Genomic DNA, 26,244 nt, shown 5'->3' on the forward strand with positions numbered 1-26,244 from the left:
TATACTATAATTTAATTCTTGTGCGTGGTGTGGGTGAGATATACGCTTTCGCGGAATTTACTCTGAACTTGATTCAGAGCGCAACCAAACAGAGCATTTAACAGAATATTAAGAATGCTAGAAACGTTGGATTGTATATTTAACGACTTCAAAAACAATCAAATAATGATACAAATTAAAAATGTAAAAATGTATGCTCTTGCCCTTTGTGGTATGGCATTGTTCTTCACATCTTGTGGAGATGAAAATTCTAAGGATGTTGCGGTGGCAGATGATGCCTCGCTCTCCATAGATTATGAAAAATATGAGCTAGAGAATGGTCTAGATGTGATTTTACATAAAGATAGTAGTGATCCTATTGTTTCGCTAGCGATTCAATACGGTGTAGGTTCTAACCGTGAGAAAACAGGTAGAACAGGATTTGCTCACTTGTTTGAGCATATGCTTTTTCAAGAGTCTGAAAACGTGCCACAGGATCAATTCTTTAAAACTGTGCAAGACGCTGGTGGAACACTAAACGGTGGAACGTGGAAAGATGGAACAATCTATTATGAGACAGTGCCTAACAATGCCCTTGAGACGGTGCTTTGGCTAGAGTCTGACCGTATGGGATTCTTAATTAATACGGTAACGGAGAGTGCTTTCTACAATCAGCAGGAAGTTGTGCAGAATGAGAAAAGACAGCGTGTAGATAATAATCCTTACGGACATACGAGTTGGGTTTTAGATAAAAACATTTACCCAGAAGGACATCCTTATAACTGGCAAGTGATAGGTGAATTAGTAGATCTACAAAATGCAACCGTAGAAGATGTACGAGAGTTTTACGACAAATATTATGGACCTAATAATGCAACTTTAGTACTTGCGGGAGACTTTGATACTGCAGAGGCTAAAGAAATGATTGAGAAATACTTCGGCGAAATAAAAAGACGTCAAGAAGTTCCAGCTCTGGAGCCACAACCTGTGACAATTGCTGAAACGAAGATGTTGTACCACGAAGACAATTTTGCGCAAGCGCCACAATTGCACCGAGTGTACCCTACCGTACAGCAATATACGGATGATGCTTACGCTTTAGATTTCCTTGCCGAAATTATGTCTAGCGGAAAAAAAGCGCCTTTATATAAGGTACTCGTAAAAGAGAAAGATCTTACTTCCAGAACTACAGCTTACAACAATAGCCAAGAGCTAGCCGGAGAATTCCACATTATCATCACAGCAAATGGCGGTGTAGATTTAGATTCAATCGCTTCTGGTGTAGATGAAGGTATTGCTTTATTTGAGAAAAATGGTGTTACTGAGAAAGATGTGGAACGCATAAAAGCAGGTCTTGAAACGCAGTTTTACAACGGTATCAGTAGTGTAAATGGGAAAGCATTCCAACTAGCGAGTTACAATGTTTTTGCTGGAAGTCCAGATTTTATCGAGAAAGATATTGAAAACATAAAAGCTGTAACTAAGGAAGACGTAATGCGCGTTTTTGAAAAGTATGTAAAAGGGAAGCCTTATGTGCAAACGAGTTTTGTTCCAAAAGGTCAGATGGACTTGATCGTCGAAGGTTCTACTAAAGCCCCAGTCGTAGAGGAAGAGATCAAAGAAAACGTAGAGACTAAGGTTGTAGATACAAAAACTGAAGTAGAAAAAACTCCTTCTAACTTTGACCGTTCTGTACAACCCGCTTCTGGAGATTCGCCAGCACTTAATATTCCTGACGCCTGGACTGCTGAGCTCAGTAACGGGATGGAAGTCTACGGAATCGAGCAAAACGAAATTCCTACTGTAAACTTTAGCCTTATTATCGACGGAGGTCATTTACTTGATAGTATGGATAAGAATGGAGTTGCAAACTTGATGTCTGATATTCTTATGGAAGGAACGGCAAACAAGACTCCAGAAGAGCTAGAGGAAGCCATCGAACTTTTAGGCGCTAGTATTAATATGTATACCACTCGTGAATCTATCGTAGTACAAGGGAATACGCTTACGCGAAATTTTGACAAAACAATGGACCTTGTAGAAGAAATTCTTTTACAGCCACGTTGGGATGAAGAAGAACTTGCCCGTATTAAAACGGCAACTATAAACGGCATCCAACGTAGCTCGGCAAATCCTAATGCTGTTGCAAATGAAGTATACAATAAAGTACTTTATGGAGAGGATCATATCTTTAGCTACCCAACAAGCGGTACCGAGGAGTCTGTTAAAGCGATTACAATGCAAGACTTGAAGGATTATTACAACAAGTACATTTCTCCTTCTGTAAGTCGTTTTCACGTGGTAGGTAAAATAGAGAAAGCAACTACACTCAATGTTCTTGAAGATTTAGAATCTAAATGGGAAGCAAAGGAAGTTACTATTCCTGAATTCCCTGTCGCAAATAATAGAGACAAGTCTTCGCTTTTATTTGTAGATATCCCTAATGCAAAGCAGTCGGTAATTAACATAGGGTATATCGGGTTACCTCGCACAAGCGAAGACTTCTACCCTGCCGAAGTGATGAATTACAAACTAGGAGGTTCTTTCTCCGGTTCTGTAAACTTAATATTACGAGAAGAGAAAGGTTACACTTACGGAGCACGCACTGGATTTAGTGGTTCTAAGATTCCTGGAACCTTCACGGCTTCCTCTAGTGTACGCACAAATACTACAGGTGAATCTGTAGAAATATTTAGAGATGAGATTAATAAGTACAAGGAGGGGATTTCTCAGGAAGATCTGGACTTTACTAAGAACGCCCTCATTAAGTCTAATGCACGTCGTTTTGAAACGCAATTTGCATTGCTAGGAATGTTACAAGAACGTAGTGCATATGATTTACCTGCAAACTATATTGAGGGTGAAGAAGCGACCATTAGAAATATGACGCTTGAGCAACACAAAGCACTTGCAAATAAGTATCTAGATGCAGATAAGATGGTGTATCTCGTCGTAGGAGACGGAGCAACACAGTTTTCTCAGTTTAAGGATATGGGCTTTGACGAAGTGAAGATGGTAGATAAAGAAGGAAATGAAGTCAAAATGTCTGACGTAAAACAATAATCTAATAGCTTAGTTTATTTAAAGAGAGTCTAGCAATAGGCTCTCTTTTTTTATGCACTCACAATTTCTAAAACAACGTTATAGTTATGCTTCAGACTGTCCGAGGCTTACTTATTCTAAAATATCTTAACAACCCAGCGTTAAATAGTATTAAAACAACACCTACCCTTTCATTCTGTCCATAAATTAGAGAAGAACTTTAAATTAAGATATTATGGAAAAGCCAAATAACGAAGACAGATCTGCAGAAAAAACAAGCAAAAGAGAACAAGCCATTAACATAGGTGAAACTCAAGGAAAAGAAATTAACCATCAAGTGAAGGACAAAAAAGAAATTCATCAACCACGGGATAATGCCTAATCAGCATCAAAAGAATATTTTAAACGTCTTAATTTAAGGCGTTTTTTTATGATTGAATATCAGTTCGCTTTCGCGAAAGCGTAAAAAATCTACCCTCTCCTTATTAAGGTAAATGGACCTTTAAAAACCCTCCCATCTGCAAGTTCAATGTGGTACCAATATCCATTTACAGGAAGTGGGTTGCCATTATAATTACCATCCCAGCCAGCACCGAGGGGTGCGACATTAGCCAGTAATTTACCAAAACGGTCAAAGATCAAAATTTCTTTTACCGTAGGGAATTCTCTGCTCAATCCTTTTATACGCCAGAAGTCGTTAATACCATCACCGTTTGGCGTGAAGAATCTTGGAATACCTATGACTGCTATTTCGTCTACAACAAATCCGCAACCGTTCTTATCTCGCACATAAACATTTATAATTCCGGGTTCTACGTTTTCAAAAAATGGACTTTCCTGATAAGGTCCAGCCGGCGAGGTAATGCTATATTCATAGTCCCCTTCCCCACTTGCTGTTACTAATAAGGTGTTGTTCTCAGAGACATCTGTAACTTCTATCTCCTCTATCGTTGCAATATTAGAAGCAAAAGCTGTAAAATCTATAGTTGTAGTGCATTCGCGCATTCCTTCTTCAGAGCTGTATGCATAAGCAACTTCTAAGGTATAATTTCCTGGTTCCTCAAGTGTCAAAAACTTATTTTCAGATATGACCATCCCTGATCTTGACCAAGAGTAGCGATCAAATCCATCTGGTGCCGTAAGTTCCTGCGGTACTTGATTAAGACAAACCAAGAACTCACTAGGAAAATCAACGGTAGGAGTAGCATCTATTACAAGATCAATGGTTACGATACTCACACAATCATTTTCATTTTCTGAGCGAACATATAAGGTTGTATTAGGAAAATTTACAGCTGTAAAAGGAAGCGAGTTCTTTTCTAAAATAGCATCTTCTCTACTACTATAAAAACTAATCTCCATATCGCCTGGAAAAAGGTCTTGAGCGATGCTTGCAATATTAAATAAGGCACTTGGAGCTGCTGCTTCAGTACTTTCGTCACAGGCGTAGAGTGTAGTGATTTTTGGTAAACTGGATAATGTAGGCTGTACGATGAGTTCGAGACGACCAATATTCCTACAGCCAGAATCAGTTCTAATTTCAACAATTAATTCCTGACTAAAAGGAATAGTATTTTGATACCCAACTAGATTTATTATAGGCCTTTCGTTACTTAAATCTAAATCATTCTCATAAAATCTGATCTGGATATCTTCAATTCCCTCTGTAAATACATCTATAGTCTCTTCAAGGTTGAAAAAAGTAATACCGTCTGTAGAGTCGTTTACGTCAATATCACATTGCGTTAAAGATTGTATTTGTGCTGCGGGAAGCTCAAGAACGGTCATGAAGCCAAACCCTTCCAAAGGACAATCGCCATTCATAGGATCTATCTCTACGCGATACAAACCAGAGTCATCAGCCCCAACATTGTTGACCGCGCATTCTGGGCCGCTACAGTTAAGGATAGTTTCTGCCACACCATCATCAAAAAACCAAGTATATGTACTTCCAGGAATGGGATTCTGAACTTCAAAAGTAAATTCATCATCCGTACATAAGGTCACTTGATCTAAAGGCACTCCTTCATCATTGGTAAGACCTGTAATATCTACAACTTCATTAAAAAGTGATTGAATAAATGGAGGCAAGCCAAAATTAGAACTCCTACCTCCTAGTGGTACTGCACGCCTTCTGTAGTCTGCTCCTTGACCCACGGTATTAGGGTTCTCAATAACATTTAAAGATGTTTCAAAACTAGAATGATAAATTTTACCATTTGCGGCAAGTTGTAAAGCACCAGAAGATGTACTACCCGTCGATAATGTACTGGAGGAAATATCACTAATTGATAAATCATATTGAAACACATTATTAATATTTCCCGTCTGCACCGTAGCATAAAAAACTTGACTATTAGGGGAAAACTCGACTCCATAGGGAGTTCCAGAACTGATATCTAATTCGATTTCGTTTGTAACAGCTCCAGTAAGTGTATTAAAATCATAAAGTAACAAAGCTCCTGGGGCATCCGTATCTACAATACTAGAAAGATTTTGGTGTGCAATACCCAGTCGAGTTCCATCTGGAGATGCTTTCAAATATCCTATAGCATTACGACGATGTACAGGAAATGGAACTTCTAGAGCCGTTTGCGAAACGACCGCATTACTATCTACTCCAGCTGCAGAGACGTTAAAAGAATAAAATGAATCTCCAAAATGGGTAATGACCCAGATGGCGCTACAATCTGCAGCGCGTACTGCAGTAATTTTTTCGGAATTTGGTATGAGTAGCGGCATTCCATCATTGCCGTGTTCTATAACACTTCCATTGGGGCCTTCATCGAGGTCAACCACATAATAGTTAAGTCCCTTAAGTTTATCTAAATCGGTCAGAGGAGTCTCGCCTGGTTCCAGAGCTGCAACGGTAAAAATGTAATAAATGGTATTGCTATCTGGCTTAGGAACAATAATCGCAGACTGTGCGCTGGATGGATCGCCCAGTAATCCGGACCCACCAGGCATCACTTGGTGCGTCCTATCATAAACCGTTACCCCATCTGTGTAAAAAAGTAAACTTCCAAAACGGTCTGATATCGCCGCACACCCTTCTAAGGTATTTAAGGACCCGTCTGATAATGTTTCAACACTTCCATCGGGATTAAATCTTATGCCCGCATTAGATCCAAAATACCAATGTGCGGCTTCACGTTGGGCTTGAACTGCTGTTAAAAACAGGAAAAAAAATATGATGAAAAGCTGTCGCCGCATCTTAATTTATTAAGGTATTAAAATACAACTTATCCTAAAGGTACTGAAGTTAATTTACAGATGAATAGCGCAATTGAGGTGAGTTTTTACGCTTTCGTAAAAGCGTACATATAAAATTTAATTAACCATACAATATGAGGCATTATTAAAAAAAGCCTTTGCGACGAGCAAAGGCTTTTACATTATTAAGAGCTGCAATTACTTAGCAACAACTGTTTTATTGAGACTTTTAGTCATTTCTATTGAAATCGCAGAGCGTTCAAATTTAAGTTTGCCTGCTCCTGACTCAATAATACAGGTACCATCGTTATTCATAGTTACTACTTTACCGTGTAAGCCACTTTTAGTAACAACTTTTGCCCCCACTTTTAGACTTGCGTCAAATTCTTTTTCTTGCTTTATTTTCTTACGTTGTGGTAACACAATAAAGAAAATGATAAATACTGCAAAGAGTAATATCGGGCCTGCAAGTTGTCCTAAGTCACCCATAAGAATTACTTAGTAGCTCCAGCTGGTGCAGCTACAAAAGCTTTGATACGGATAGTCTCCTTACCAGCTTCAGTATTTGCTTTTATAGTAACAGTTTTTGTTACTTGATTTGTTCCGCTTCCGTTATATTTTACAAGAAGCTCTCCAGTCTCACCTGGTGCAACAGGGTCCTTAGAATATTGAGGTACAGTACAACCACAAGAGCTTTTTGCATCTACTATCACTAAAGGAGCTTTTCCTGTGTTAGTAAACGTAAATTTGTGCTCTACTGCAGTTCCCTTGTCGATGTTTCCAAAATCAAATTCAGTCTCGTCAAATGACATTACTGGGTACTCCGTAGCTTTGGCATCACGAGCCGCTGCAACTTCAACATTCTCTTCTTTTACTTTGCTAGTTGCATCTTCCTTACAAGATGTAAAGATCATAGCAGAAAGTACACCTAGTACTAAAATACCTTTTTTCATTGTTTATTTTTTTAAAAAATTAATGCACAAAAGTAATAAAAAAATTATTCCTGCAACCCTCTTCCTGTTTTCTTTAACGTATCATCATTCTTGTATTGTTTTACAAGTTTATCTAGAATACCATTAATAAAAATGCTGCTTTTGGGTGTAGAATACTCTTTTGCAATCTCAAGATACTCATTTATTGTTGCCTTTACTGGTATTGATGGAAATTTTAAAAATTCACATAGCGCCATTTTTATAAGTACAAGATCTACATCTGCGATACGTTCTTTATCCCAGTTAGGAGTGTTTTCTGTAATCTCCTGTGTGAGAAAATCGTCATTTGCTACGGTTTTGGACAGTAATTCCTGTCCAAACTCTCGATCATCTTCATTTTTGTACAAATCTGGAAGTAAAGAGCTATCAGGTGTTGCGGCTTTAATTTTTTGCAATCTTCTAAGAACGGCCATATTTACAACAGGCAAATCATCTAGCCAGGTCAGACGCTTATCTTCCAAATAGTCGTATAACTTATCGTTTGGAGCAAGAATATCTGTGTAAAATTTTATAACAAAAGCTCGATCTGTTTTAAATTTTTGTTCACTTTCAGACATATAGTCCTCATAAAGCTCGCTCTCTATTAGGGCGTTATAAATAACTGCTACATACTCATCATCCAATCGCCAGTTTTTGAGCTTACGTTTGTCTAATGTTTCTTGTAATATTTTATTTTCAGCGAGTTTTAGAAGAACTTCGTTTTCGATAAATTTCTTATTCGGGTTGATATCTTCTTCGGTAGCAAGAATTTTTTTTGAGTGCATTTCTTGTTTTGCTTTCGCGAAAGCGTGTACCTCAACAATCATATCCAGCATCAAGAGATACAGATTGTAGATTTCCTTTATACTCTCTTCCAGAAATTTTTCTTCCTGGGGAAGTGAGCTTTCTGGGCGGCATCCCATTGCATAAATAGATTGCATTACCTTCACACGGATGTGGCGTCTGTTCAACATATCACCAAAGAACTTTAAGAGTAAGACTTGCGTTTTAATTTATTTAAAACCACGGCAAAAATACTACTTTCTATGTAACCTGAATATTAAGTTTTAAATTAAAAAAGCATAAAAAAAGCAGGAATAAATTCCTGCTTGCTACTATTATAAAAAATTGAAATGTGCTACTTATTTGCTGCTTTGCGAGCAGCAATACGCTCAAGTGCAACTTCAAGAGCTGCTTGATGGGTAGTAATTCCTCGCATTTCGGAAGTGTTAAGAATTTCTAATGTTGTATCGTATATATTTTCTGTTTTGCGCATAATCTCGTGTCTATCATATTTTTCGAGTTCTGCATATACATTTATGATACCTCCTGCATTAATTAAAAAATCCGGAGCATATGTAATTCCTCTTTCTTGAAGTAGTAAAGCATGTTTATTCTCATCTGCTAGCTGATTATTTGCTGCTCCAGCCACAATTGTAGCATTGAGCTTATGAAATGTATCATCATTTATAGTTGCTCCTAATGCACAGGGTGCGTAAATATCTACATCTGCAATATATGGATCGTTACCTCTATATACTGTTGCGCCATACTTCTTGCTTACTTCTTCTAGTCGGGCTTCATTAATATCACTTATAATTACTTCACCACCTTCATTTGTAATATGCTCAACCAGCACTTCTCCTACGTGGCCTATTCCCTCGACTAGTACCTTCTTACCTTCTAAATTATTTGAACCATACGTAAATTGAGCTGCGGCTTTCATTCCCATAAAAACACCGTAGGCAGTTACGGGAGAAGGATTTCCAGCACCACCCTTATCTTCAGATATTCCTGTGACATATGGAGTTACTGTTCTTACCAGGTCCATATCTGCGGTTTCCATACCTACATCTTCTGCTGTGATGTATTTACCACTTAAGGAATGTACAAATTCTCCAAAACGTTTCATTAACTCTGGTGTCTTTTCGGATTTTGCATCTCCTATGATAACGGCTTTCCCGCCGCCCAAGTTTAATCCTGTAATAGCGGCTTTAAATGTCATTCCTCTGGAAAGTCGAAGTACGTCATTTAATGCATCCCACTCCGAGGCATAGTTCCACATTCTCGTTCCTCCTAATGCAGGTCCCAATACCGTATTGTGAATTCCTATGATAGCTTTTAATCCTGTATCTTTGTCATTGCAAAAAACGATTTGCTCGTGATCATTAAAGGAGGTCTGACCAAAAACTGGTGATGCTTTTTTAAGCTTGCCTGGAGAAAGAATATCTACCGTCATAGATTAATTTATGTTAAGAGTTAATTTTCGACTTTATGATTTTACGGCACTAAAATAATGAATTATTCAATTTACAACGTTATAGCGTGTGCAAATTGCGAATTTGTTAATAAATCCAATTTTTAAAATAGTTTAATGAAAGCACTTAAGTCGCTCAATAAATATTTCTTACGATATAAATGGCGCCTTATTCTAGGCTTTTTTATTGTCATTGCGGCACGCGTTTTTGCGGTAGCAAATGTCAATTTTATAGGAAAAATTGTAGATGTTGTTCGTTCCTATTTAAAAGGAGATATTACCCAAGACCTTTTAAAAAGCGGACTTCTAAAATATTTACTTTTTCTTCTAGGGGCTACTGCCCTATCTGGACTTTTTACCTTCCTTATGCGACAAATGATTATAGTGGTGTCTCGATTTATCGAAGCAGATCTTAAAGACGATGTTTATGCACAATATCAACGTCTTTCCTTAGGGTTTTACAAGAAGAATCGTACGGGAGACTTGATGAACAGAATTTCTGAAGACGTGAGTAAAGTAAGAATGTATGTGGGTCCTGCAATTATGTACTTACTCAATGCGATCGTACTTTTTGCAACAGTAATACCCTATATGTATGTCACTGCACCCAGTCTTACACTATATACGCTAATACCACTTCCCGTTCTATCCCTTGCAATTTATAAATTGAGTAGAGAGATTCATAAACGCAGTACTATTGTTCAGGAATATCTTTCTAAGCTTACGACCTTTACTCAAGAATCCTTTAGTGGTATCGCAGTTATTAAATCCTACACTATGGAGGGTCAGGTGTATGGAAATTTTGCACAGTTGAGTGAAGATAGTAAGGGTAAGAATCTAGATTTAGTAAAAGTTCAGGCCTTCTTTTTTCCGCTTATGGTTGGGTTGATAGGCGCTAGTAACCTACTCGTAGTTTTTATAGGAGGGAAACAATATCTGGATGGCACTATTACAGAGTTAGGAACGCTGGTAGAGTTTATCATGTTTGTAAATATGCTCACGTGGCCTGTAGCTACAGTGGGTTGGGTAACCTCAATTATTAAGGCTGCCGAAGCTTCTCAAATAAGAATCAATGAGTTTCTGGATGTGCAACCTGAGATCCAAAATCATATAGAAGTTGCAACTCCCATACAAGGAGACATTACTTTCAAGGACGTAACCTTCACCTACGATGATACGAACATCACGGCACTTAAAAATGTAAGCTTTGAAGTTAAGAACGGTCAGACACTGGCTATTATAGGTCGCACAGGTTCTGGAAAATCTACAATTCTTGAACTTATCGGTAGATTATATGATGTGACTTCGGGTAAGATTATGGTAGATGGTACAACGATTACTCAGGTAAATTTAAACAGTTTACGTTCCAGCATAGGGTATGTGCCGCAGGATGCTTTTCTCTTTAGTGATTCGATAAAAGAAAATATTAAATTTGGAGCCACAGAAGCTACGGATGAAGAGGTTACCGCTTTCGCGAAAGCGGCCTCCGTACACCATAACATCATAGATTTTAAGAATGGTTACGATACAGTCCTGGGAGAGCGAGGCATCACTTTATCCGGAGGTCAAAAACAGCGCGTATCCATTGCCAGGGCACTTATAGGTAATCCAAAAATTATGCTCTTAGATGATAGCTTAAGTGCCGTAGATACGGAAACAGAGGAAGAAATACTTACGAATCTGGCAAAAATTGCCGCGCATACGACTACCATAATCGTGAGTCATCGCATCTCTTCTGCAAAAAATGCTGACCATATCATCATCCTAGATGAAGGTCGCATCACACAGCAAGGCACTCATAATCAGCTCGTAGCACAAGACGGTTACTACAAGGAACTTTATAAGAAACAAATGGATGAGAAAGAAAGTTAAAAAATAATTGGGCAATACTCATTTTTTTACCATTTTTGAGCAACTAATTAAATTTAAACTAAAACGAAAGATTGACTATGAGTGATTACGGAACGCGTGAGAATGAGGAGATATACTCTAAGGTACTGAGAGCAGGAAGACGCACCTATTTTTTTGATGTACGCTCAACTAAGGCGGGAGACTATTACCTAACGATAACTGAGAGCAAGAAGTTTACAAATGACGATGGATCTTTTCACTTTAAGAAACATAAGATTTACTTATATAAAGAAGATTTTGAAGGATTTGAAGAAATCTTAAAGGAAATGACCGGTTACATTCTAGACGAAAAAGGTAGCGAGGTCATAAGCGATCGCCACCAAGCAGACTATACAAGACCAGAAACAAACGACCAAGCGCCGAGCACTGAAGAAACTGCAGAGGCTCCAACAGCAGAGAAATTTACAGACGTAAGCTTTGATGACATATAAATTATTATAATCACAGTAAAAAAGCCGTTTCAGCATTTCTGAAACGGCTTTTTATTTTTATGATTTTCTTCTACATCATTTCTGCAAAATGTATCCTTTGTGATGTGCCACAAGGCCATCTATAGGTCTTTTCAACACTTTACCAATCTTGAGTTCGTAGTCCTCAAGAACAGCTTTTAATTCCTTTTTTAGATAAAAAGCAATAGAGCCCACAAAATGAACAGGCACTTCACGAGCATCGTCAAATTGCAAGACCTGATTCTCAATAAACAGCGACAACCCTCTTTTGATTAATCCTTGACAATACTCTTCATCCTTATTCTCTATAAGAAAACGAGCAAAAGTCGCCAGATATGTGTTAGGATTTGGATTTTTATACAAATGATTTTTTACAGTTTCCGAACTTAAGTCATACGCCTTACCAAACTTCTCAGCCAGAGCTTTAGGAAATTTGTTAAAATGATAATCTCTTATGAGCTGGCGTCCAAAGTAATTTCCACTCGCATCATCCATTAAGATATATCCTAGCGAAATAACGCGTTGATCTATTTCTTTACCATCATAATAGCTACAATTAGATCCTGTACCAAGAATACACACTATAGAAGGTGTATCATTCTGGGCAACTGCGTATATAGCGGCGTAGGTATCCTCTTTTACTACAATTTCGTCTGCAAGTGAAAAGAAATCATCAAAAACTTCTTTTATAAGCTTGCGAGGTTTTTCTACCCCGCAACCAGCACCGTAGAAATAAAGCTTTTTTACTTCCTGCCTGTGTTTATAAAGTTCAAAATTATTGATGATGCGCTCGCGCAAGATTTCTTGAGATAAGACCTGTGGATTTAGACCTAGTGTCTGGGTTTGAAAAAGTTCATTCCCGTCGTCAGACAAGGCGATCCAGTCGGTCTTAGTGGAGCCACTATCAACAATTAATATCATCTCTAAAAGGTGTGAATTAGATGTATAAATACGCTTAAGCGAAAGCAATCTATTCAGACGTTTTCGCGAAAGCGTAAAAAATCAAATATTACAGTGCATTTACTTTTTGCGCAAGATCTACAAGCTTATTTGAGTATCCAAACTCGTTGTCATACCAAGAAACTAACTTAAAGAACCTCGAGTTGAGCTCTATAGATGCATCTGCATCAAATATTGAAGTACGATCATCACTTACAAAATCTTGAGACACCACACCTTCTTCAGTATATCCTAGAATTCCTTTCATCGAACCTTCAGATGCTTTTTTGAAAGCTGCTTTAATTTCTTCAAGAGAAGTTTCTTTTTTTGTACGAACTGTTAGGTCTACAACAGAAACATCTGCTGTTGGTACTCTAAAGGCCATTCCTGTGAGCTTTCCATCTACAGCTGGAAATACTTTTCCTACAGCTTTTGCAGCTCCGGTAGATGCTGGGACGATATTTACGAGTGCGCTACGCCCTCCTCTATAATCTTTTTTAGACGGACCGTCTACTGTAAGCTGTGTAGCCGTTGTAGCGTGTATTGTTGTCATAAGTCCTTCTTCAAGTCCCCAGTTATCTTCAACAACTTTAGCAAGTGGAGCAAGACAGTTAGTTGTACAAGAGGCATTCGATACGATCTTATCTGAAGCCTTTAATTCATTATCATTTACACCCATAACGAACATTGGTGCATCCTTAGATGGTGCTGAGATTACAACCTTCTTTGCTCCCGCTTGGATATGATAGTCTGCTGTTTCTAATGTTGTGAATATCCCTGTGCACTCTGCAACAACGTCTGTTCCAACTTCGTCCCATTTAAGATTTTTAGGGTCACGTTCTGCAGTAATTCTTATGGTTTTTCCATCTACTACGAGGTGTCCATCTTTTACTTCTATGGTACCGTCAAAGCGTCCGTGTACAGAATCATACTTTAAAAGGTAAGCAAGGTGATCTACGTCAAGAAGATCATTAATCGCTACTACATCTACATCTGCCCGTTTAACCGTCGCTCTAAAAACGATACGACCTATACGTCCAAAACCATTTATTCCTAATTTTAAATTTGCCATTACTCTTTCAATTTTAATGTTATGTGGTCATAATATCTGACACACGGATAAGCTCTTTATTTAGTTTAGTTTTTCCTTTAATCGCTTCTTCCAGTGGAGTGAGCGACATTTTATCGTGTATGGTACCTACCATATAATTAGATTTTCCTTCCATTAGGGATTCTACGGCCTTTACACCCATCCTGCTGGCAAGCACACGATCGTAACAGGTAGGAGAACCTCCACGTTGCATATGTCCTAGTACAGAAACACGCACATCATACTCTTCTAGATTTTCATCTACGTAGTCCTTAAGTTCAAAAACGCTTTTTCCTATTTTATCACCTTCGGCTACAACTACGATACTTGAGGTTTTTCCACTCTTCTTACTGCGTTCAAGGGATTCTACCAGACGGTCTATACCCATATCTTCTTCTGGAACCAAAATCTCTTCTGCTCCTGCTCCTATTCCTGCGTTTATAGCAATATGACCTACGTCACGCCCCATTACCTCAACAAAGAAAAGTCTGTCGTGAGAATGTGCTGTATCTCTTATTTTATCGATTGCTTCGACCGCAGTATTAAGTGCAGTATCGTATCCTAAAGTCCTATCCGTACCGTTTATATCGTTGTCTATAGTACCAGGTATTCCCATAACTGGAAAACCATACTCGCTATTAAAAACAAGCCCACCTGTAAAAGTACCGTCTCCACCTATTAGAACGATACCATCTATTCCCGCTTTAGTTAAATTATCGTAGGCAATCTTGCGCCCTTCTGGAGTCATAAAGCGCTTACATCTTGCAGACTTAAGGAAAGTTCCGCCTTTGTTAATAACACCACGTACACTACGGGCATCGAGTGCTACAAAATCTGCATCTAGCAGACCGTCATAACCTCTATATACTCCTACACAATCTATTTTGTAATAAGCACAAGTTCTTACTACAGATCGGATAGCCGCATTCATTCCAGGGGCATCACCACCAGAAGTTAAAACAGCGATTTTCTTCATTTTGTCTATCATTCAATCTCCAATTGTTGTTAAAATTAGGAAACTAAATCTAGATAATTCAAGTATTAACGGGCTTTTTAGACGGATTGTCAATTTCAAACGTTTTCGTTTGACAACTTTTTTCTCTATGTCGCTCTAGAAACTGAAAAACAGGAATGAAATTAAGAAATATTAGGTTTTGGGGAGTGGTTACGCTTTCGCGAAAGCGGACAATGCTACCTTTAGAAAAAGCTTATGCCGTCACCCACATTTTCGCCGAAAGGCTAGTTCTTAAAAGTTACACCGTCTGGGCCGATTTTCTCATTTTCTGAAGGCCTCTCACGGAGTTCATTTTCGACGCTCTTGTTCTTTCCTTTAAAGATTTTATTGATGAGTTCCTTAAAGGTATTAAAATCAACCGAATAGGAAATACCTGCGCCTTGCGTATAGCCTTCGGTCTCACCTATGAATTGAATATCACTCTGACGATTAAAGACCTTTGCTCGTAATGTTCCATCCTCATTAAGTAAGAAATCTACCTCGACATCTCCCACAATGACCGATTCACTCACGCCGCCTGTAGGCACCCCAACTTTACCGTTTATAAGCACTCGATTAGAAATTTGAGTAGATAATGTAAACCCGACACGGCCAGCACTCTGCCGGTTAGGATCACGGTCTGCAGCGACGATGTCTACACCCACGTCAAAAACTTCGCCATTATTATTAAATAATATCCCACTTAATATAGAGGAGCCGGTTTCAAAAGCGTTATTTACTAATGCGGCATTGCTCACATTACTTACAGATGCCCCACTCAAAAATGAACTTTGTGATACCAATGAAATAGCATTAAGTTCTCTTGTATTCCTATCCTGTAATAAAAACTCTAACTCTGATGTCACCGTACTACCAGAATTAGGAAAATTAATATCAAAGTCGATGTCAGGCTGTATGAGCTCACCATTAAGATTAATAACAACCTCAACAGGAATCTTTCTGTTAACTGAGGATGTCTCCAGTAATATAGATGGATTTGCATTAGTACGATACACGGCTTTTACATCTAGTAATGCTCGCTCAGGATTGCCATCCCAGCGAATGTTTCCCAAAGGTTCTACATCAAATTGCTTAGAAACCAAGCCTCCATATTTAAAAAAGAATTTGCCTTCATAGGCCACAAAATCTCCCCACATATTGAACTTTCCATTGGTATTTATTTCCATATAGATTGTTCCTGCACCCCGACCAGTAAGGTAACTACCGTTTACTTTGTCTACTACAATTTCAATAAGTGCATCGTCATCTATGTCTAGGTCAAAATTGAGTTCTAATCCATTATCGCGTGCCGTCTGTACTACTTCACCGTTTATTTTTGCCTCTTTTTCTTCAGGACTTAGGAAATGTATGTAAGAGTTATCTCCTATTGCTTCTGAGTCATCTATGGGAACGTAGAATTTAGTTCCTTTTTCAGTCTCGGCTGTAACATCTATGACGAGATTATCAGTAGGTCCTTTTAGAGAAGCACTACCGGCTATAAAACCTGTCCCATAGTATAATGCCTCTAATTCCTCTTTTGTATCGAGTACTAAGAGTCTATCTGTACTAATGCCTAAGTCTAACTTCCAGTCAGAAAATGAAGTGTGAGATATGGAGCCATCTAAAATACCACGGGTCTTGTACTTTATATCTTCTAAGTCTACCGCTTTAAATATAAATTTTTGCTTGCTCAATCCTATGTTTGATGTACCTGCAAAATCATAATCTGTATTAAGATATGGGATTTTTAACCCTGCATTTTCTAGTGTAAGGTTTCCATTAATATCTGGATTTTTGTAATCGCCTTTTACAATAGCATTACCACTTGCAAGTCCCCTGATATTTGTAATCACATCTCCTCCCAAAGCATTAAAAGGACTTAAATCAAAATCTTTTAATGCAACATCAAGATTTATTGTAGAATAGCTACTCACATTAATTGTCCCTGTGGCACTTAATGATTTTAACTTATCATTTTTGAGAACAGTCCTTACATCATAACTGGAAAGCGATGTATCTCCCTCTACTTTGAGATCTAAAATTCCTAAGATGGTTCCATTTACACCAATGTTATCTACAATTATTGAGGAATTAGGGTAGTAAGCTCCATTTTTTTGAAGTAAATCTAGTTTACCATTTACGCGACCTTCAAGGTCAATGTTCTCAATTTCAGGAGTGATTTTTTTGAGATCGACGTTTGTAAACTTAGCCTCAATGTTCTTATAAGTAGAATCTCGCAACTGCCCCTTTAACGCTATACGTTCATCTTTATGGCTGAGCACCAATGTTTTGATATCAACATCCTTAAAGTTATTATCAAAGACGACGCTATTATTCTTATCGTTTGCCTCGTTTATAAACCACTCATTATTCTTAAACTCGATTTCTGACTTCTTAAATCCTAGCACAGAATTACCATCTGCATTAATGGTATGATATAAGGAGAGATTAAATGCATCGTCATTGCGCTTCCCTCCTGTAAATTCTGAACGCATAAACAGCGTGTCTTTAAGCGTCACATTAATGAGGTTAAAATCTGAGACGGCATAAAAACCAGCGTCTATACTATCTGCAGCAACGTAGGTGTTAAAGAGCGGGTTCTTATTATCTACTTTTACTTCTATGGCCTGCGCCATTCGTCCGAAGGCTTCAATCTTTGGCGACTTGAAAGTAAGTTTAAACTCAGAGTCGTTTGAAACGACACTACCACGAATGATGGTTTCTGGTTCAAACTCTATTTCTGGAACAAAAACCTCAACAATTTTATTCTTTATATCAAAGTCAAAATCCATATACTGACCTTCTGTGGTAATTTCTGGCTGATAGTTTGTATATAGACTTCCGATAGCATTTTTAAAAAGCGGAACAACCTCTCTAAAATCCCAGACACCCGTTACTGTCCCACTAACAATATCTGGAGAATTTATCTCTATAGTTCTAACGCGTTTATCATCAAAGACAGACGTAATTTCAAAATCTTTAAACTCATATGTAGCATTAATGTTCTGAAAACTTGCATCTGTAAATGAAATACGCCCAAAGGCATCATCTATCCCAGTTCCCTTCATATCCATAAGCACCTCGCCCTTAAGAATAGCAACACTATCTTTAACAAGGTTGAGCGCATTTAAATCTGCATAAGAAATGTCTGCAGTAAAATCATAATTATTTACAGCTTTAGTCACATCAATTAGTCCTTGAAGATCTGCATTGAGATTTTTATCCTTGACAAAAATCTCACCATTAAAAACTGGTGCTTTAAGGTTTCCGAACACCGTAATATTGCGATAGGTGTAATCATTAAACTGGACGCTACTAATTTCACCAGACAGCTGTGTTTTGAGGTTGTCTTGAATAAAGCCCACGCCCTTTACATCTAAATCTAGAGTTGTTTTTCCTAGACTCTTTACATCTGCAAAGCGGCCTACATTAAAATTATCCAACTTTACATTGCCATTGTAAATGGTAAACTCTGTATTTTGAATATTATCTAATGTCACATCCAGCGTTGCTTTTCCTAACCCCGTACTTAGCGTTCCTTTTGTGTCTACACTACTTTGGGTAACTACATTTCTCCCGCGCAATTGGACCGTTCCCAATCGCGACAAGGAGGCAGGAAGTGCAGATAATACGTCTGGGAGTAATGCTTTAAGGTCAAAATAATTGGTTTGGATAAGATTGTAATTTCCAGAAATTTCAAAATCTCCGCTTTCTACAAGTCCCTTAAAGTTAACATCTCCGTAAACCTTCGAGTTCTGTAGACCCGTTAACTCCAAATTGGGAACATTAAAATCGTTCAGCGTTCCTTTTAAGTCACCTTTTAAGGATAGCATTTTATTTGGAGCTAGTCCATCATAAAAGGGTCTGATATCGTTAGTTGATATTTCCGCTTTCGCGAAAGCAGCTTCAACCCCAACTCTCGTATTAAAATCATCTAGCGCACCATCCCGAGTATCTAGCTTTATAGTCCCCACTATAGCCGAATTTTCCGTCTTCAAGTCAAAATCTGTAAGCGTAATTAGTTCCGGATCGTAGTGAATTTGACCTTTCAGATCCGAAATTTGATATCCTCTACGCGCTTCGAACTGCAGATGGTCTATATAAGCATCTACCGCTTCCCCCTCCAGCTTAAAATCTTGCCAGTCTGTATTAATATTGCGATAATCTATGACTAGCGGATTCTCTAAGTCCTCATTCTCAAATCGAAAAGCGCCGTTCTCTATCTCGATATCTGGTGAACTAAGAAGAAATACTTTCCCAGAAGGCGGTTGTCCCGTATTAAATTTGCGAGAGAAGAGTGAAAGATTGTCCACTTCATCATCTTCATATTTTTTGATGTAAAATTTTACACCTTCTAAATCTATCGAACCTAGCTCCATCGTGCCGTCAACCACATTCTTAATACTGAGTATACTTGTGGCGAGTGTTCTTGCGTAGATTAGCGTATCTGCCTTATGATCTTTTATATAAACACCCTTAACATTCACATCGCCATTCCACTTAAGTCCGATTCTTTGAATGTTTATATCCGTATTATATTGTTTGTTAATTTTACTTGTCGCAAAATGCGCAAGCCTCGTCTGTACACTAGGAATTGAGAATAATAGCAACAACAGTCCAAATAGCAATAATAAGACAAGCAAAGTGCGCAAGGCGATTTTGCTTATTTTTTTGGTACGGGAGGTTGTCTTAACTTTGTCTTCTTTCACAAGTATTTTGCCCTAGCTCATGTCCTTAAAAAATGATTGTTTTATTCTAGCGATTGAGTCCTCTTGCGACGACACATCTGCTGCTGTATTGCACAACGATAAAGTGTTGTCTAATGTTGTTGCTGGTCAGGCAATTCACGAGCAATATGGCGGTGTGGTTCCAGAACTTGCCTCTCGCGCACATCAACAACATATTGTTCCTGTAGTTGCCGCAGCCTTAAGGCAAGCAAATATCGATAAAAAACAACTAAATGCCATAGCATTTACTAGTGGTCCTGGACTACTAGGATCCTTACTTGTGGGCACCTCATTTGCAAAGTCACTCGCATTAGGTTTAAACTTACCACTTATTGATGTAAATCATATGCAAGCTCATATTCTCGCTCATTTTATTGATGAGGAAGGATATGAGAAACCATCATTTCCCTTTCTAGCAATGACTATTTCTGGAGGGCATACTCAAATTGTACGTGTAGATGACTATTTTGAGATGACCGTCATAGGAGAAACCATAGATGATGCTGTAGGAGAAGCCTTTGATAAAAGCGCAAAGCTACTAGGCTTGCCCTATCCAGGTGGACCCTTTATAGATAAATATGCTGCCCTTGGGAACCCCAAGGCTTTTCCGTTTACTAAACCTAATGTCCCTAAGTTAAATTTTAGTTTTAGTGGTTTAAAAACCCAAATAATGTATTTCGTACAACGCAATACAGAAGCTCAATCAGATTTTGTAAATGAGAATTTGAATGATATTTGTGCTTCGATTCAGTACACTATCATAAACATAATTTTAGACAAACTTAAAAAAGCTGTCAAGGAAACTGGAATTAAAAGTATAGCCATAGGTGGAGGTGTTTCTGCAAATAGCGGAATCAGAAAAGCAATTAAAGACGGAGAAGCAAAATGGGGGTGGAAAACATACATCCCAAAATTTGAGTACACCACAGATAATGCAGGGATGATTGGGATTGTAGGATATCTTAAGTATCAGAACCTAGAAAACAAAAACTCTTTTGTAGATCAAGGAGTGTCAGCACAGTCCCGTTTAAAAATTTAATATGCAATTATTTTACAACTCAGACATAGAGCTCCTAACTAAAACTTATTCGTTTCCCAGAGATGAGAGCAAGCACATTGTTCGCGTACTTAGAAAGCAGGAAGGAGATACATTGCATATCACAAATGGAAAGGGTTATATTTTTAAAGGAACTATTACTGCTGCAGGACAAAACAAGTGCATAATTGAGATAAAAAGCTTTGAGCAGCAGGCACCACTACCCTATTATCTTCATCTAGCAGTTGCCCCGACTAAGAGCAACGATCGTTTTGAATGGTTTTTAGAGAAAGCTACAGAAATAGGAATCTCTGAAATCACACCATTACTATGTGATCATAGTGAACGCAAGGTTATTAAGCAAGAACGCTTTGAAAAAATAATTCAAAGCGCAATGAAACAGTCGCTCCAAGCACACTTACCTAAACTTAATCCGCTAGCCTCCTTTAAAGATTTTATTAATGACGCTTCTTGCGAACATAAATTTATTGCTCATTGCGAACCCACAAAAAAAAATAAACTTAGCCATAGTGCTGCTTTAAAGAAGAAAGTACTAGTATTAATTGGCCCAGAAGGTGATTTTTCTCCAGAAGAAATTTCTAGTGCGGCAGAAAATAAATATATTGCAGTCACGTTAGGGAGTCAGCGATTGCGAACAGAAACGGCAGCTATTACCGCCTGCCAATTAATTTCTTTTCTAAACGATAATTAAACCAACTCAAGACATGTGAGGTTGGTCTATTATGGAAAATATAGAGAATTGAACAACACATATATTCAAGTAATGGACCGTCGCCTCATTAATGCAAACAGAAAACCCGCTTAAAAGCGGGTTTTCTTATTTCCAGGCTATCTAAACTATAATATTTTACTTCTTTACTGTAAATACAAACTCGGTATACTTACCTAATTCTGAACTCACTTTTATGGTTCCGTTAAAACTATCTACCAACTTCTCAACCGTAGAGAGACCTATACCGTGCCCCTTTTCACCATCGCGATCTAAGTGTCCTATCGTACTAAATAAGGTAAAAATAGTGTCTAATTTATCCTCCTCAATTCCTCTTCCATTGTCTCTAACAGAGAACTCAAAGTAATTTTCCATTTCACGTGCACCAATACTTATTATGGTACGCTTTTTATCATTGTATTTAAGACTGTTACCTATTAAATTGAGAAAAACCTGCTCTAACGCAGAGCGATTGCAATGTATCTCAAAATTAGTATCAGGCAAGTGTACTTCGCATTCATATTTTATATCGAGTAAATCAACAAGATCTTCAAGCATCTCATTGAGCTGGAAGTTATGCGCATCGTCTCTATCGTAAGCCGTACTTTCATAATGCGCAAGTATATTTGTTATGTACTTACTCATAGAAAGTGAAGATTTCTTTAAGTACCCTAAATAGGTTAAGCCTGTCTCATCAAGCATTCCCTCGTATTTCTTTTTAAGAATATCCGAAGTCAAGATCAGATTTGAAAGTGGCATTTTCAGGTCGTGCGATACAGTTCCTGCAAAATCTTTTAGTAAGTCATTATGCTTTGAAAGGCTATTCTTAGCTTGTTCCAGCGCACTATTCTTTAACCGAAGATCAAACAAACGCTCTACTTGTTTTCCTAAACTCTTGAGAGCCATCCTTTGTCCTTCATCTAATATCTTAGGTTTACTATCAATTACACAGAGGGACCCCATAGCCATTCCATCTGTAGTTAAGAGTGGTATACCCGCATAAAAAACAACAGGCTCATCTGCTTTGGTAAGCGGGTTCTCTATAAATCTAAGATCTTTTCTTGCATCTGGAATTTCGAGAATTTCATTTGGCTTTAAGATAGCATGAGCACAAAAAGAATTGTCGCGAGATGTTTCACACAGAGTCGTCCCTTTTTTAGACTTAAACCATTGACGATCCTTGTCTATGAGAGAAATTAAAGAGACCTCTGTTTTACATATATATGCAGCCAGAGCCGTAATATGTTCATAATCCCCATCCATTGGGGTATCAAGAATTTCAAGACTATGCAACGCTTCAAGACGTTGTGCTTCATTTTTGGGAATAGCTGCTACAATCATTTTGAAGGTTTTAAATTGTTGAACAAAACAAAGATAAAATAAAACATTAACACAATTGGACGGGATTCAATCTCAGTGAACACTATTGAAAGAATTTATATCCTAATTACGCTTTCGCGAAAGCGTATAAATCATAAATGGAACTACAAATCCAATTAATTGATCAAATTATTTTTTAAATATACTATGCACGCATAATATAATTTGTATATTTACAACGTTTTCGCAACCAAAATTCATGAAAGACAAAACAATAGATTACTGTTTAAGAGCCACTTGGCAAGCAGTTATGAAAATGTACAACGAGCAAGCCTCTCAATTTGACGTGACAATGGCTGTTGGATTTGCACTTCTCAGCATTGATCCTGATCAAGGTACGCCATCTACAGCATTAGGGCCGAGAATGGGAATGGAAGCCACTTCCCTATCGCGCACACTCAAAACAATGGAAGAGCGTGGACTTATAGAGCGTAAACCTAATCCTGCAGACGGACGTGGCGTCCTTATACATCTTACCCCTTTCGGTAAAGAAAAAAGAGATTTTGCAAAGGCTCAAGTAAAAACCTTTAATGGTGCCGTGCGCAACAATATATCAGAAGAAAAGGTAAATCATTTTTACGAGGTAATAGATACCATAAATGACCTTATCCAAAATAGAAAAGTATTTAACCAAGAAGAAACTATACTAAAATAATGGCAAAACGTAGAATTAAGAAAGTCGCCGTCATCGGTAGTGGAATTATGGGAAGCGGTATTGCTTGTCATTTTGCAAACATCGGTGTAGATGTCCTATTATTAGATATCGTACCGCGCGAACTAAACGACAAAGAAAAAGCAAAGGGACTTACTTTAAAAGATAAAGTAGTACGTAACCGTATGGTAAATGAGGCGCTAGCAACTGCGCTTAAAAGCAAACCCTCTCCTATTTATAGTCAGGATTTTGCAAACCGCATCACAACAGGAAATCTGGAAGATGATATTGCAAAAGTAAAAGATGTAGATTGGATCATAGAGGTTGTTGTTGAGCGACTGGATATCAAGAAGCAAGTATTCGAAAATCTTGAGAAACACAGAACTCCAGGAACACTTATAACATCAAATACCTCTGGAATCCCTATTAAATTTATGTCCGAAGGACGTAGCGACGATTTCCAAAAGCATTTCTGTGGGACGCACTTCTTTAATCCTGCGCGTTACCTCAAGTTATTTGAAATCATTCCTGGACCAAAAACCGATCAGGACGTACTAGATTTCTTAAATGAATACGGAGAGAAATTCCTAGGTAAGACCTCTGTAGTTGCTAAGGACACCCCAGCATTTATTGGAAACCGTATTGGGATTTTCTCGATTATGTCACTCTTCCACACCGTAAAGGAAATGGGAATGACCATCGAAGAAGTTGATAAACTAACAGGTCCAGTAATAGGTCGTCCTAAGTCGGCGACATTTAGAACGGTAGATGTTGTTGGTTTAGACACACTCGTACACGTAGCAAACGGTATCGCAGAAAACTGTCCTGACGATGAGCGTAAGGAGCTTTTTGCTCTTCCAGACTTCATCAATACGATGATGGAAAACAAATGGCTAGGTTCTAAAACGGGTCAAGGGTTCTATAAAAAGACAAAAGATGATAAAGGCAATACCGCCATTTTATCTCTCGATTTAGAAACACTAGACTACCGCGCAAACAAGCGTGCTAAGTTTGCAACGCTCGAACTTACAAAGACGATAGATAACGTTGCAGACCGTTTTCCAGTGCTCGTAAAAGGGAAAGACAAAGCCGGAGAGTTCTACCGCAAGTCTTTTGCCCATTTATTTGCTTACGTACAAAACAGAATTCCAGAAATTACAGATGAGCTTTACAAGATAGACGACGCGATGAAAGCTGGTTTCGGCTGGCAGCACGGACCGTTTGAAATCTGGGACGCCGTAGGCGTTGACAAAGGAATCGAACTCATGAAAGCCGAAGGTCTTGAAGTTGCCTCTTGGGTGACTGAAATGAAAGCCTCAGGAAGTGAGAGTTTCTATACAGTAAAGGATGGAGCTACTTACTTTTATGATATTCCTTCTAAGACACAGACTAAAATTCCAGGTCAAGATGCATTTATCATACTAGACAATGTGCGTAAGACGACTGAGGTGTTTAAAAACTCAGGTGTTTCTGTCCAAGACCTAGGCGACGGAATCTTGAATGTTGAGTTCCGCTCTAAGATGAATTCTATAGGTGGCGATGTACTTTCTGGACTAAACAAAGCCATCGATATGGCAGAGAAAGATTATGATGGTCTCGTTGTAGGTAATCAAGGAACTAACTTCTCTGTAGGGGCAAACATCGGGATGATCTTTATGATGGCCGTAGAGCAAGAATATGATGAGCTTAACGCTGCCGTAAAATATTTCCAAGATACGTGTATGCGTTTACGCTATAGCGCAATACCAACTGTAGTCGCTCCTCACGGAATGACGCTAGGTGGTGGCTGTGAGATGACCCTTCACGCAGATAGAGTTGTTGCTGCAGCAGAATCTTACATCGGTCTCGTAGAGTTTGGTGTAGGTGTGATTCCTGGTGGTGGTGGTTCTAAAGAAATGGCGCTACGTGCTTCTGACACTTTCGTGAAAGGTGACGTACAGCTTAACGTTCTTCAAGAGCACTTCCTTACTATCGGGATGGCAAAAGTTTCTACATCGGCTTATGAAGCTTACGACACAAATATCCTGAAACACGGAAAAGATATTGTCGTGGTAAATCGTGACCGCCAGATTGCAACAGCAAAAGCCGTGGCAAAACAAATGGCAGATCAAGGATACACACAACCAGTAAAACGTAATGATGTTTTAGTATTAGGAAAACAGGCCTTAGGGATGTTCTTAGTAGGAACAGACTCCATGCAAGCCTCTCACTATATCTCTGAACACGACCGTAAAATTGCAGACAAGCTTGCCTACGTAATGGCAGGTGGAGATTTATCTGAACCTACTAAAGTGTCAGAGCAATACTTACTGGATTTAGAGCGTGAAGCTTTCCTAAGTCTTACAGGAGAACGCAAGACATTAGAACGTTTAGAGCATATGATTAAGAAAGGGAAACCGTTGAGAAACTAGAGTTTCTTAGATGTGAGACGTGAGATTTGAGATTTGAGACGCTCACTCTCTTTAACCATTTTATCTCATTTCTCGCATCTAAATACTAAAATCTAATAAAATGCACGATTTTCAAAAATTACTAGTCTGGCAAAAAGCGATGGATATTACAGAAGATGTATATCGCCTTTCTGCACTATTCCCAAAAGAGGAAAAGTACGGACTTACTAGTCAAATAAGACGTTGTGCAGTTTCAGTTCCTTCAAATATAGCAGAAGGCGCGGGCAGAAATACAGATGGAGAATTTAAAAATTTTCTAGGTATTGCAAGCGGCTCTTCAAATGAGCTTCTTACGCAGCTTATATTATCAAAAAGATTAGAACTCGTTAATGATAACCAAGTTCAACCGATTATTAAAGATTTGATTGAGGTTCAAAAGATTAATTACTCGTTAATTAGAAAATTTTCAAAGTAAAAAATCTAA

The 26,244-nt window shown here is 38.3% G+C and carries 19 protein-coding genes; 9 read left to right on the forward strand and 10 right to left on the reverse strand.

Translation table 11 applies throughout. The features are described from left to right. Positions 1-165: 165 nt before the first annotated feature. The gene (locus tag EAX61_RS05585; protein WP_121916690.1) at positions 166-3,042 is read left to right on the forward strand and encodes a M16 family metallopeptidase; all 2,877 of its coding nucleotides are present in this window, start codon (positions 166-168) and stop codon (positions 3,040-3,042) included. Between the two features lie 214 nt (positions 3,043-3,256). Then, a complete protein-coding gene (locus tag EAX61_RS16540) occupies positions 3,257-3,403 on the forward strand; it encodes a hypothetical protein (protein ID WP_201739422.1) in 147 nt (48 codons plus the stop codon). Between the two features lie 89 nt (positions 3,404-3,492). Here the strand turns inward: EAX61_RS16540 and EAX61_RS05590 are convergent, their stop codons facing one another. The 5 genes from EAX61_RS05590 to EAX61_RS05610 all read right to left on the reverse strand — a co-directional run bounded on the left by EAX61_RS05590 (position 3,493) and on the right by EAX61_RS05610 (position 9,444). After that, complete coding sequence (locus tag EAX61_RS05590) at positions 3,493-6,234, reverse strand: T9SS type B sorting domain-containing protein (protein WP_121916691.1); 2,742 nt, start codon at positions 6,232-6,234, stop codon at positions 3,493-3,495. A 198-nt stretch (positions 6,235-6,432) separates the two neighbouring features. Continuing rightward, a complete protein-coding gene (yajC, locus tag EAX61_RS05595; RefSeq protein WP_121916692.1) occupies positions 6,433-6,723 on the reverse strand; it encodes a preprotein translocase subunit YajC in 291 nt (96 codons plus the stop codon). A gap of 5 nt (positions 6,724-6,728) precedes the next feature. Beyond that, entirely contained in the window at positions 6,729-7,187 is a 459-nt protein-coding gene (locus tag EAX61_RS05600) for a DUF1573 domain-containing protein (RefSeq protein WP_121916693.1), read from the reverse strand. Positions 7,188-7,231: 44 nt separating this feature from the next. Then, positions 7,232-8,179, reverse strand: coding sequence for a transcription antitermination factor NusB (nusB, locus tag EAX61_RS05605; RefSeq protein WP_121916694.1), 948 nt, complete (start codon positions 8,177-8,179; stop codon positions 7,232-7,234). A 164-nt stretch (positions 8,180-8,343) separates the two neighbouring features. Continuing rightward, the gene (locus EAX61_RS05610) at positions 8,344-9,444 is read right to left on the reverse strand and encodes a Glu/Leu/Phe/Val family dehydrogenase (protein WP_121916695.1); all 1,101 of its coding nucleotides are present in this window, start codon (positions 9,442-9,444) and stop codon (positions 8,344-8,346) included. Positions 9,445-9,579: 135 nt separating this feature from the next. On the opposite strand from EAX61_RS05610, the gene EAX61_RS05615 reads away from it, so the two are divergent. After that, a complete protein-coding gene (locus EAX61_RS05615) occupies positions 9,580-11,334 on the forward strand; it encodes an ABC transporter ATP-binding protein (protein WP_121916696.1) in 1,755 nt (584 codons plus the stop codon). Positions 11,335-11,411: 77 nt separating this feature from the next. Then, positions 11,412-11,804, forward strand: coding sequence for a PUR family DNA/RNA-binding protein (locus tag EAX61_RS05620; RefSeq protein WP_121916697.1), 393 nt, complete (start codon positions 11,412-11,414; stop codon positions 11,802-11,804). 75 nt (positions 11,805-11,879) lie between these two features. On the opposite strand, the gene EAX61_RS05625 is transcribed toward EAX61_RS05620, so the two are convergent. The 4 genes from EAX61_RS05625 to EAX61_RS05640 all read right to left on the reverse strand — a co-directional run bounded on the left by EAX61_RS05625 (position 11,880) and on the right by EAX61_RS05640 (position 19,554). Then, on the reverse strand, positions 11,880-12,743 hold the full coding sequence (locus EAX61_RS05625; protein WP_121916831.1) for an N-acetylglucosamine kinase: 864 nt from the start codon (positions 12,741-12,743) through the stop codon (positions 11,880-11,882). Positions 12,744-12,831: 88 nt separating this feature from the next. Further along, positions 12,832-13,833: a type I glyceraldehyde-3-phosphate dehydrogenase gene (gene gap / locus EAX61_RS05630; protein WP_121916698.1), complete on the reverse strand. Its 1,002-nt coding sequence runs from the start codon at positions 13,831-13,833 to the stop codon at positions 12,832-12,834. A 19-nt stretch (positions 13,834-13,852) separates the two neighbouring features. Continuing rightward, entirely contained in the window at positions 13,853-14,839 is a 987-nt protein-coding gene (gene pfkA / locus EAX61_RS05635; protein ID WP_121916699.1) for a 6-phosphofructokinase, read from the reverse strand. A gap of 251 nt (positions 14,840-15,090) precedes the next feature. Beyond that, entirely contained in the window at positions 15,091-19,554 is a 4,464-nt protein-coding gene (locus EAX61_RS05640) for a translocation/assembly module TamB domain-containing protein (RefSeq protein WP_236641988.1), read from the reverse strand. A gap of 19 nt (positions 19,555-19,573) precedes the next feature. On the opposite strand from EAX61_RS05640, the gene tsaD reads away from it, so the two are divergent. Beyond that, positions 19,574-20,611 carry a tRNA (adenosine(37)-N6)-threonylcarbamoyltransferase complex transferase subunit TsaD gene (gene tsaD / locus EAX61_RS05645; protein ID WP_121916700.1) on the forward strand — a complete coding sequence of 346 codons (1,038 nt, stop codon included), beginning with the start codon at positions 19,574-19,576 and terminating at the stop codon, positions 20,609-20,611. 1 nt (position 20,612) lies between these two features. Next, positions 20,613-21,320: a 16S rRNA (uracil(1498)-N(3))-methyltransferase gene (locus EAX61_RS05650; RefSeq protein ID WP_121916701.1), complete on the forward strand. Its 708-nt coding sequence runs from the start codon at positions 20,613-20,615 to the stop codon at positions 21,318-21,320. 156 nt (positions 21,321-21,476) lie between these two features. Here EAX61_RS05650 and EAX61_RS05655 read toward each other — a convergent pair whose 3' ends face one another. After that, a complete protein-coding gene (locus tag EAX61_RS05655; protein ID WP_121916702.1) occupies positions 21,477-22,679 on the reverse strand; it encodes a GAF domain-containing sensor histidine kinase in 1,203 nt (400 codons plus the stop codon). Between the two features lie 238 nt (positions 22,680-22,917). Here EAX61_RS05655 and EAX61_RS05660 point away from each other — a divergent pair, with 238 nt between their 5' ends. From EAX61_RS05660 to EAX61_RS05670, 3 genes are all read left to right on the forward strand, one after another. After that, positions 22,918-23,373, forward strand: coding sequence for a MarR family winged helix-turn-helix transcriptional regulator (locus EAX61_RS05660; RefSeq protein WP_121916703.1), 456 nt, complete (start codon positions 22,918-22,920; stop codon positions 23,371-23,373). Next, positions 23,373-25,781, forward strand: coding sequence for a 3-hydroxyacyl-CoA dehydrogenase/enoyl-CoA hydratase family protein (locus tag EAX61_RS05665; protein WP_121916704.1), 2,409 nt, complete (start codon positions 23,373-23,375; stop codon positions 25,779-25,781). The genes EAX61_RS05660 and EAX61_RS05665 overlap by 1 nt, the downstream gene beginning before the upstream one ends. 100 nt (positions 25,782-25,881) lie before the next feature. Next, on the forward strand, positions 25,882-26,235 hold the full coding sequence (locus tag EAX61_RS05670) for a four helix bundle protein (RefSeq protein WP_121916705.1): 354 nt from the start codon (positions 25,882-25,884) through the stop codon (positions 26,233-26,235). The last annotated feature ends 9 nt before the right edge of the window (positions 26,236-26,244 follow it).

Source organism: Dokdonia sinensis, assembly GCF_003688895.1.
Classification (GTDB): domain Bacteria; phylum Bacteroidota; class Bacteroidia; order Flavobacteriales; family Flavobacteriaceae; genus Dokdonia; species Dokdonia sinensis.

Bases quoted from the DNA above. Each gene is read 5' to 3' on its own strand.
- EAX61_RS05585 (WP_121916690.1), top strand. From the start codon at position 166: ATGATACAAATTAAAAATGTAAAAATGTATGCTCTTGCCCTTTGTGGT.
- EAX61_RS16540 (WP_201739422.1), top strand. From the start codon at position 3,257: ATGGAAAAGCCAAATAACGAAGACAGATCTGCAGAAAAAACAAGCAAA.
- EAX61_RS05590 (WP_121916691.1), bottom strand. From the start codon at position 6,234: ATGCGGCGACAGCTTTTCATCATATTTTTTTTCCTGTTTTTAACAGCA.
- yajC (WP_121916692.1), bottom strand. From the start codon at position 6,723: ATGGGTGACTTAGGACAACTTGCAGGCCCGATATTACTCTTTGCAGTA.
- EAX61_RS05600 (WP_121916693.1), bottom strand. From the start codon at position 7,187: ATGAAAAAAGGTATTTTAGTACTAGGTGTACTTTCTGCTATGATCTTT.
- nusB (WP_121916694.1), bottom strand. From the start codon at position 8,179: ATGTTGAACAGACGCCACATCCGTGTGAAGGTAATGCAATCTATTTAT.
- EAX61_RS05610 (WP_121916695.1), bottom strand. From the start codon at position 9,444: ATGACGGTAGATATTCTTTCTCCAGGCAAGCTTAAAAAAGCATCACCA.
- EAX61_RS05615 (WP_121916696.1), top strand. From the start codon at position 9,580: ATGAAAGCACTTAAGTCGCTCAATAAATATTTCTTACGATATAAATGG.
- EAX61_RS05620 (WP_121916697.1), top strand. From the start codon at position 11,412: ATGAGTGATTACGGAACGCGTGAGAATGAGGAGATATACTCTAAGGTA.
- EAX61_RS05625 (WP_121916831.1), bottom strand. From the start codon at position 12,743: ATGATATTAATTGTTGATAGTGGCTCCACTAAGACCGACTGGATCGCC.
- gap (WP_121916698.1), bottom strand. From the start codon at position 13,833: ATGGCAAATTTAAAATTAGGAATAAATGGTTTTGGACGTATAGGTCGT.
- pfkA (WP_121916699.1), bottom strand. From the start codon at position 14,839: ATGATAGACAAAATGAAGAAAATCGCTGTTTTAACTTCTGGTGGTGAT.
- tsaD (WP_121916700.1), top strand. From the start codon at position 19,574: ATGTCCTTAAAAAATGATTGTTTTATTCTAGCGATTGAGTCCTCTTGC.
- EAX61_RS05650 (WP_121916701.1), top strand. From the start codon at position 20,613: ATGCAATTATTTTACAACTCAGACATAGAGCTCCTAACTAAAACTTAT.
- EAX61_RS05655 (WP_121916702.1), bottom strand. From the start codon at position 22,679: ATGATTGTAGCAGCTATTCCCAAAAATGAAGCACAACGTCTTGAAGCG.
- EAX61_RS05660 (WP_121916703.1), top strand. From the start codon at position 22,918: ATGAAAGACAAAACAATAGATTACTGTTTAAGAGCCACTTGGCAAGCA.
- EAX61_RS05665 (WP_121916704.1), top strand. From the start codon at position 23,373: ATGGCAAAACGTAGAATTAAGAAAGTCGCCGTCATCGGTAGTGGAATT.
- EAX61_RS05670 (WP_121916705.1), top strand. From the start codon at position 25,882: ATGCACGATTTTCAAAAATTACTAGTCTGGCAAAAAGCGATGGATATT.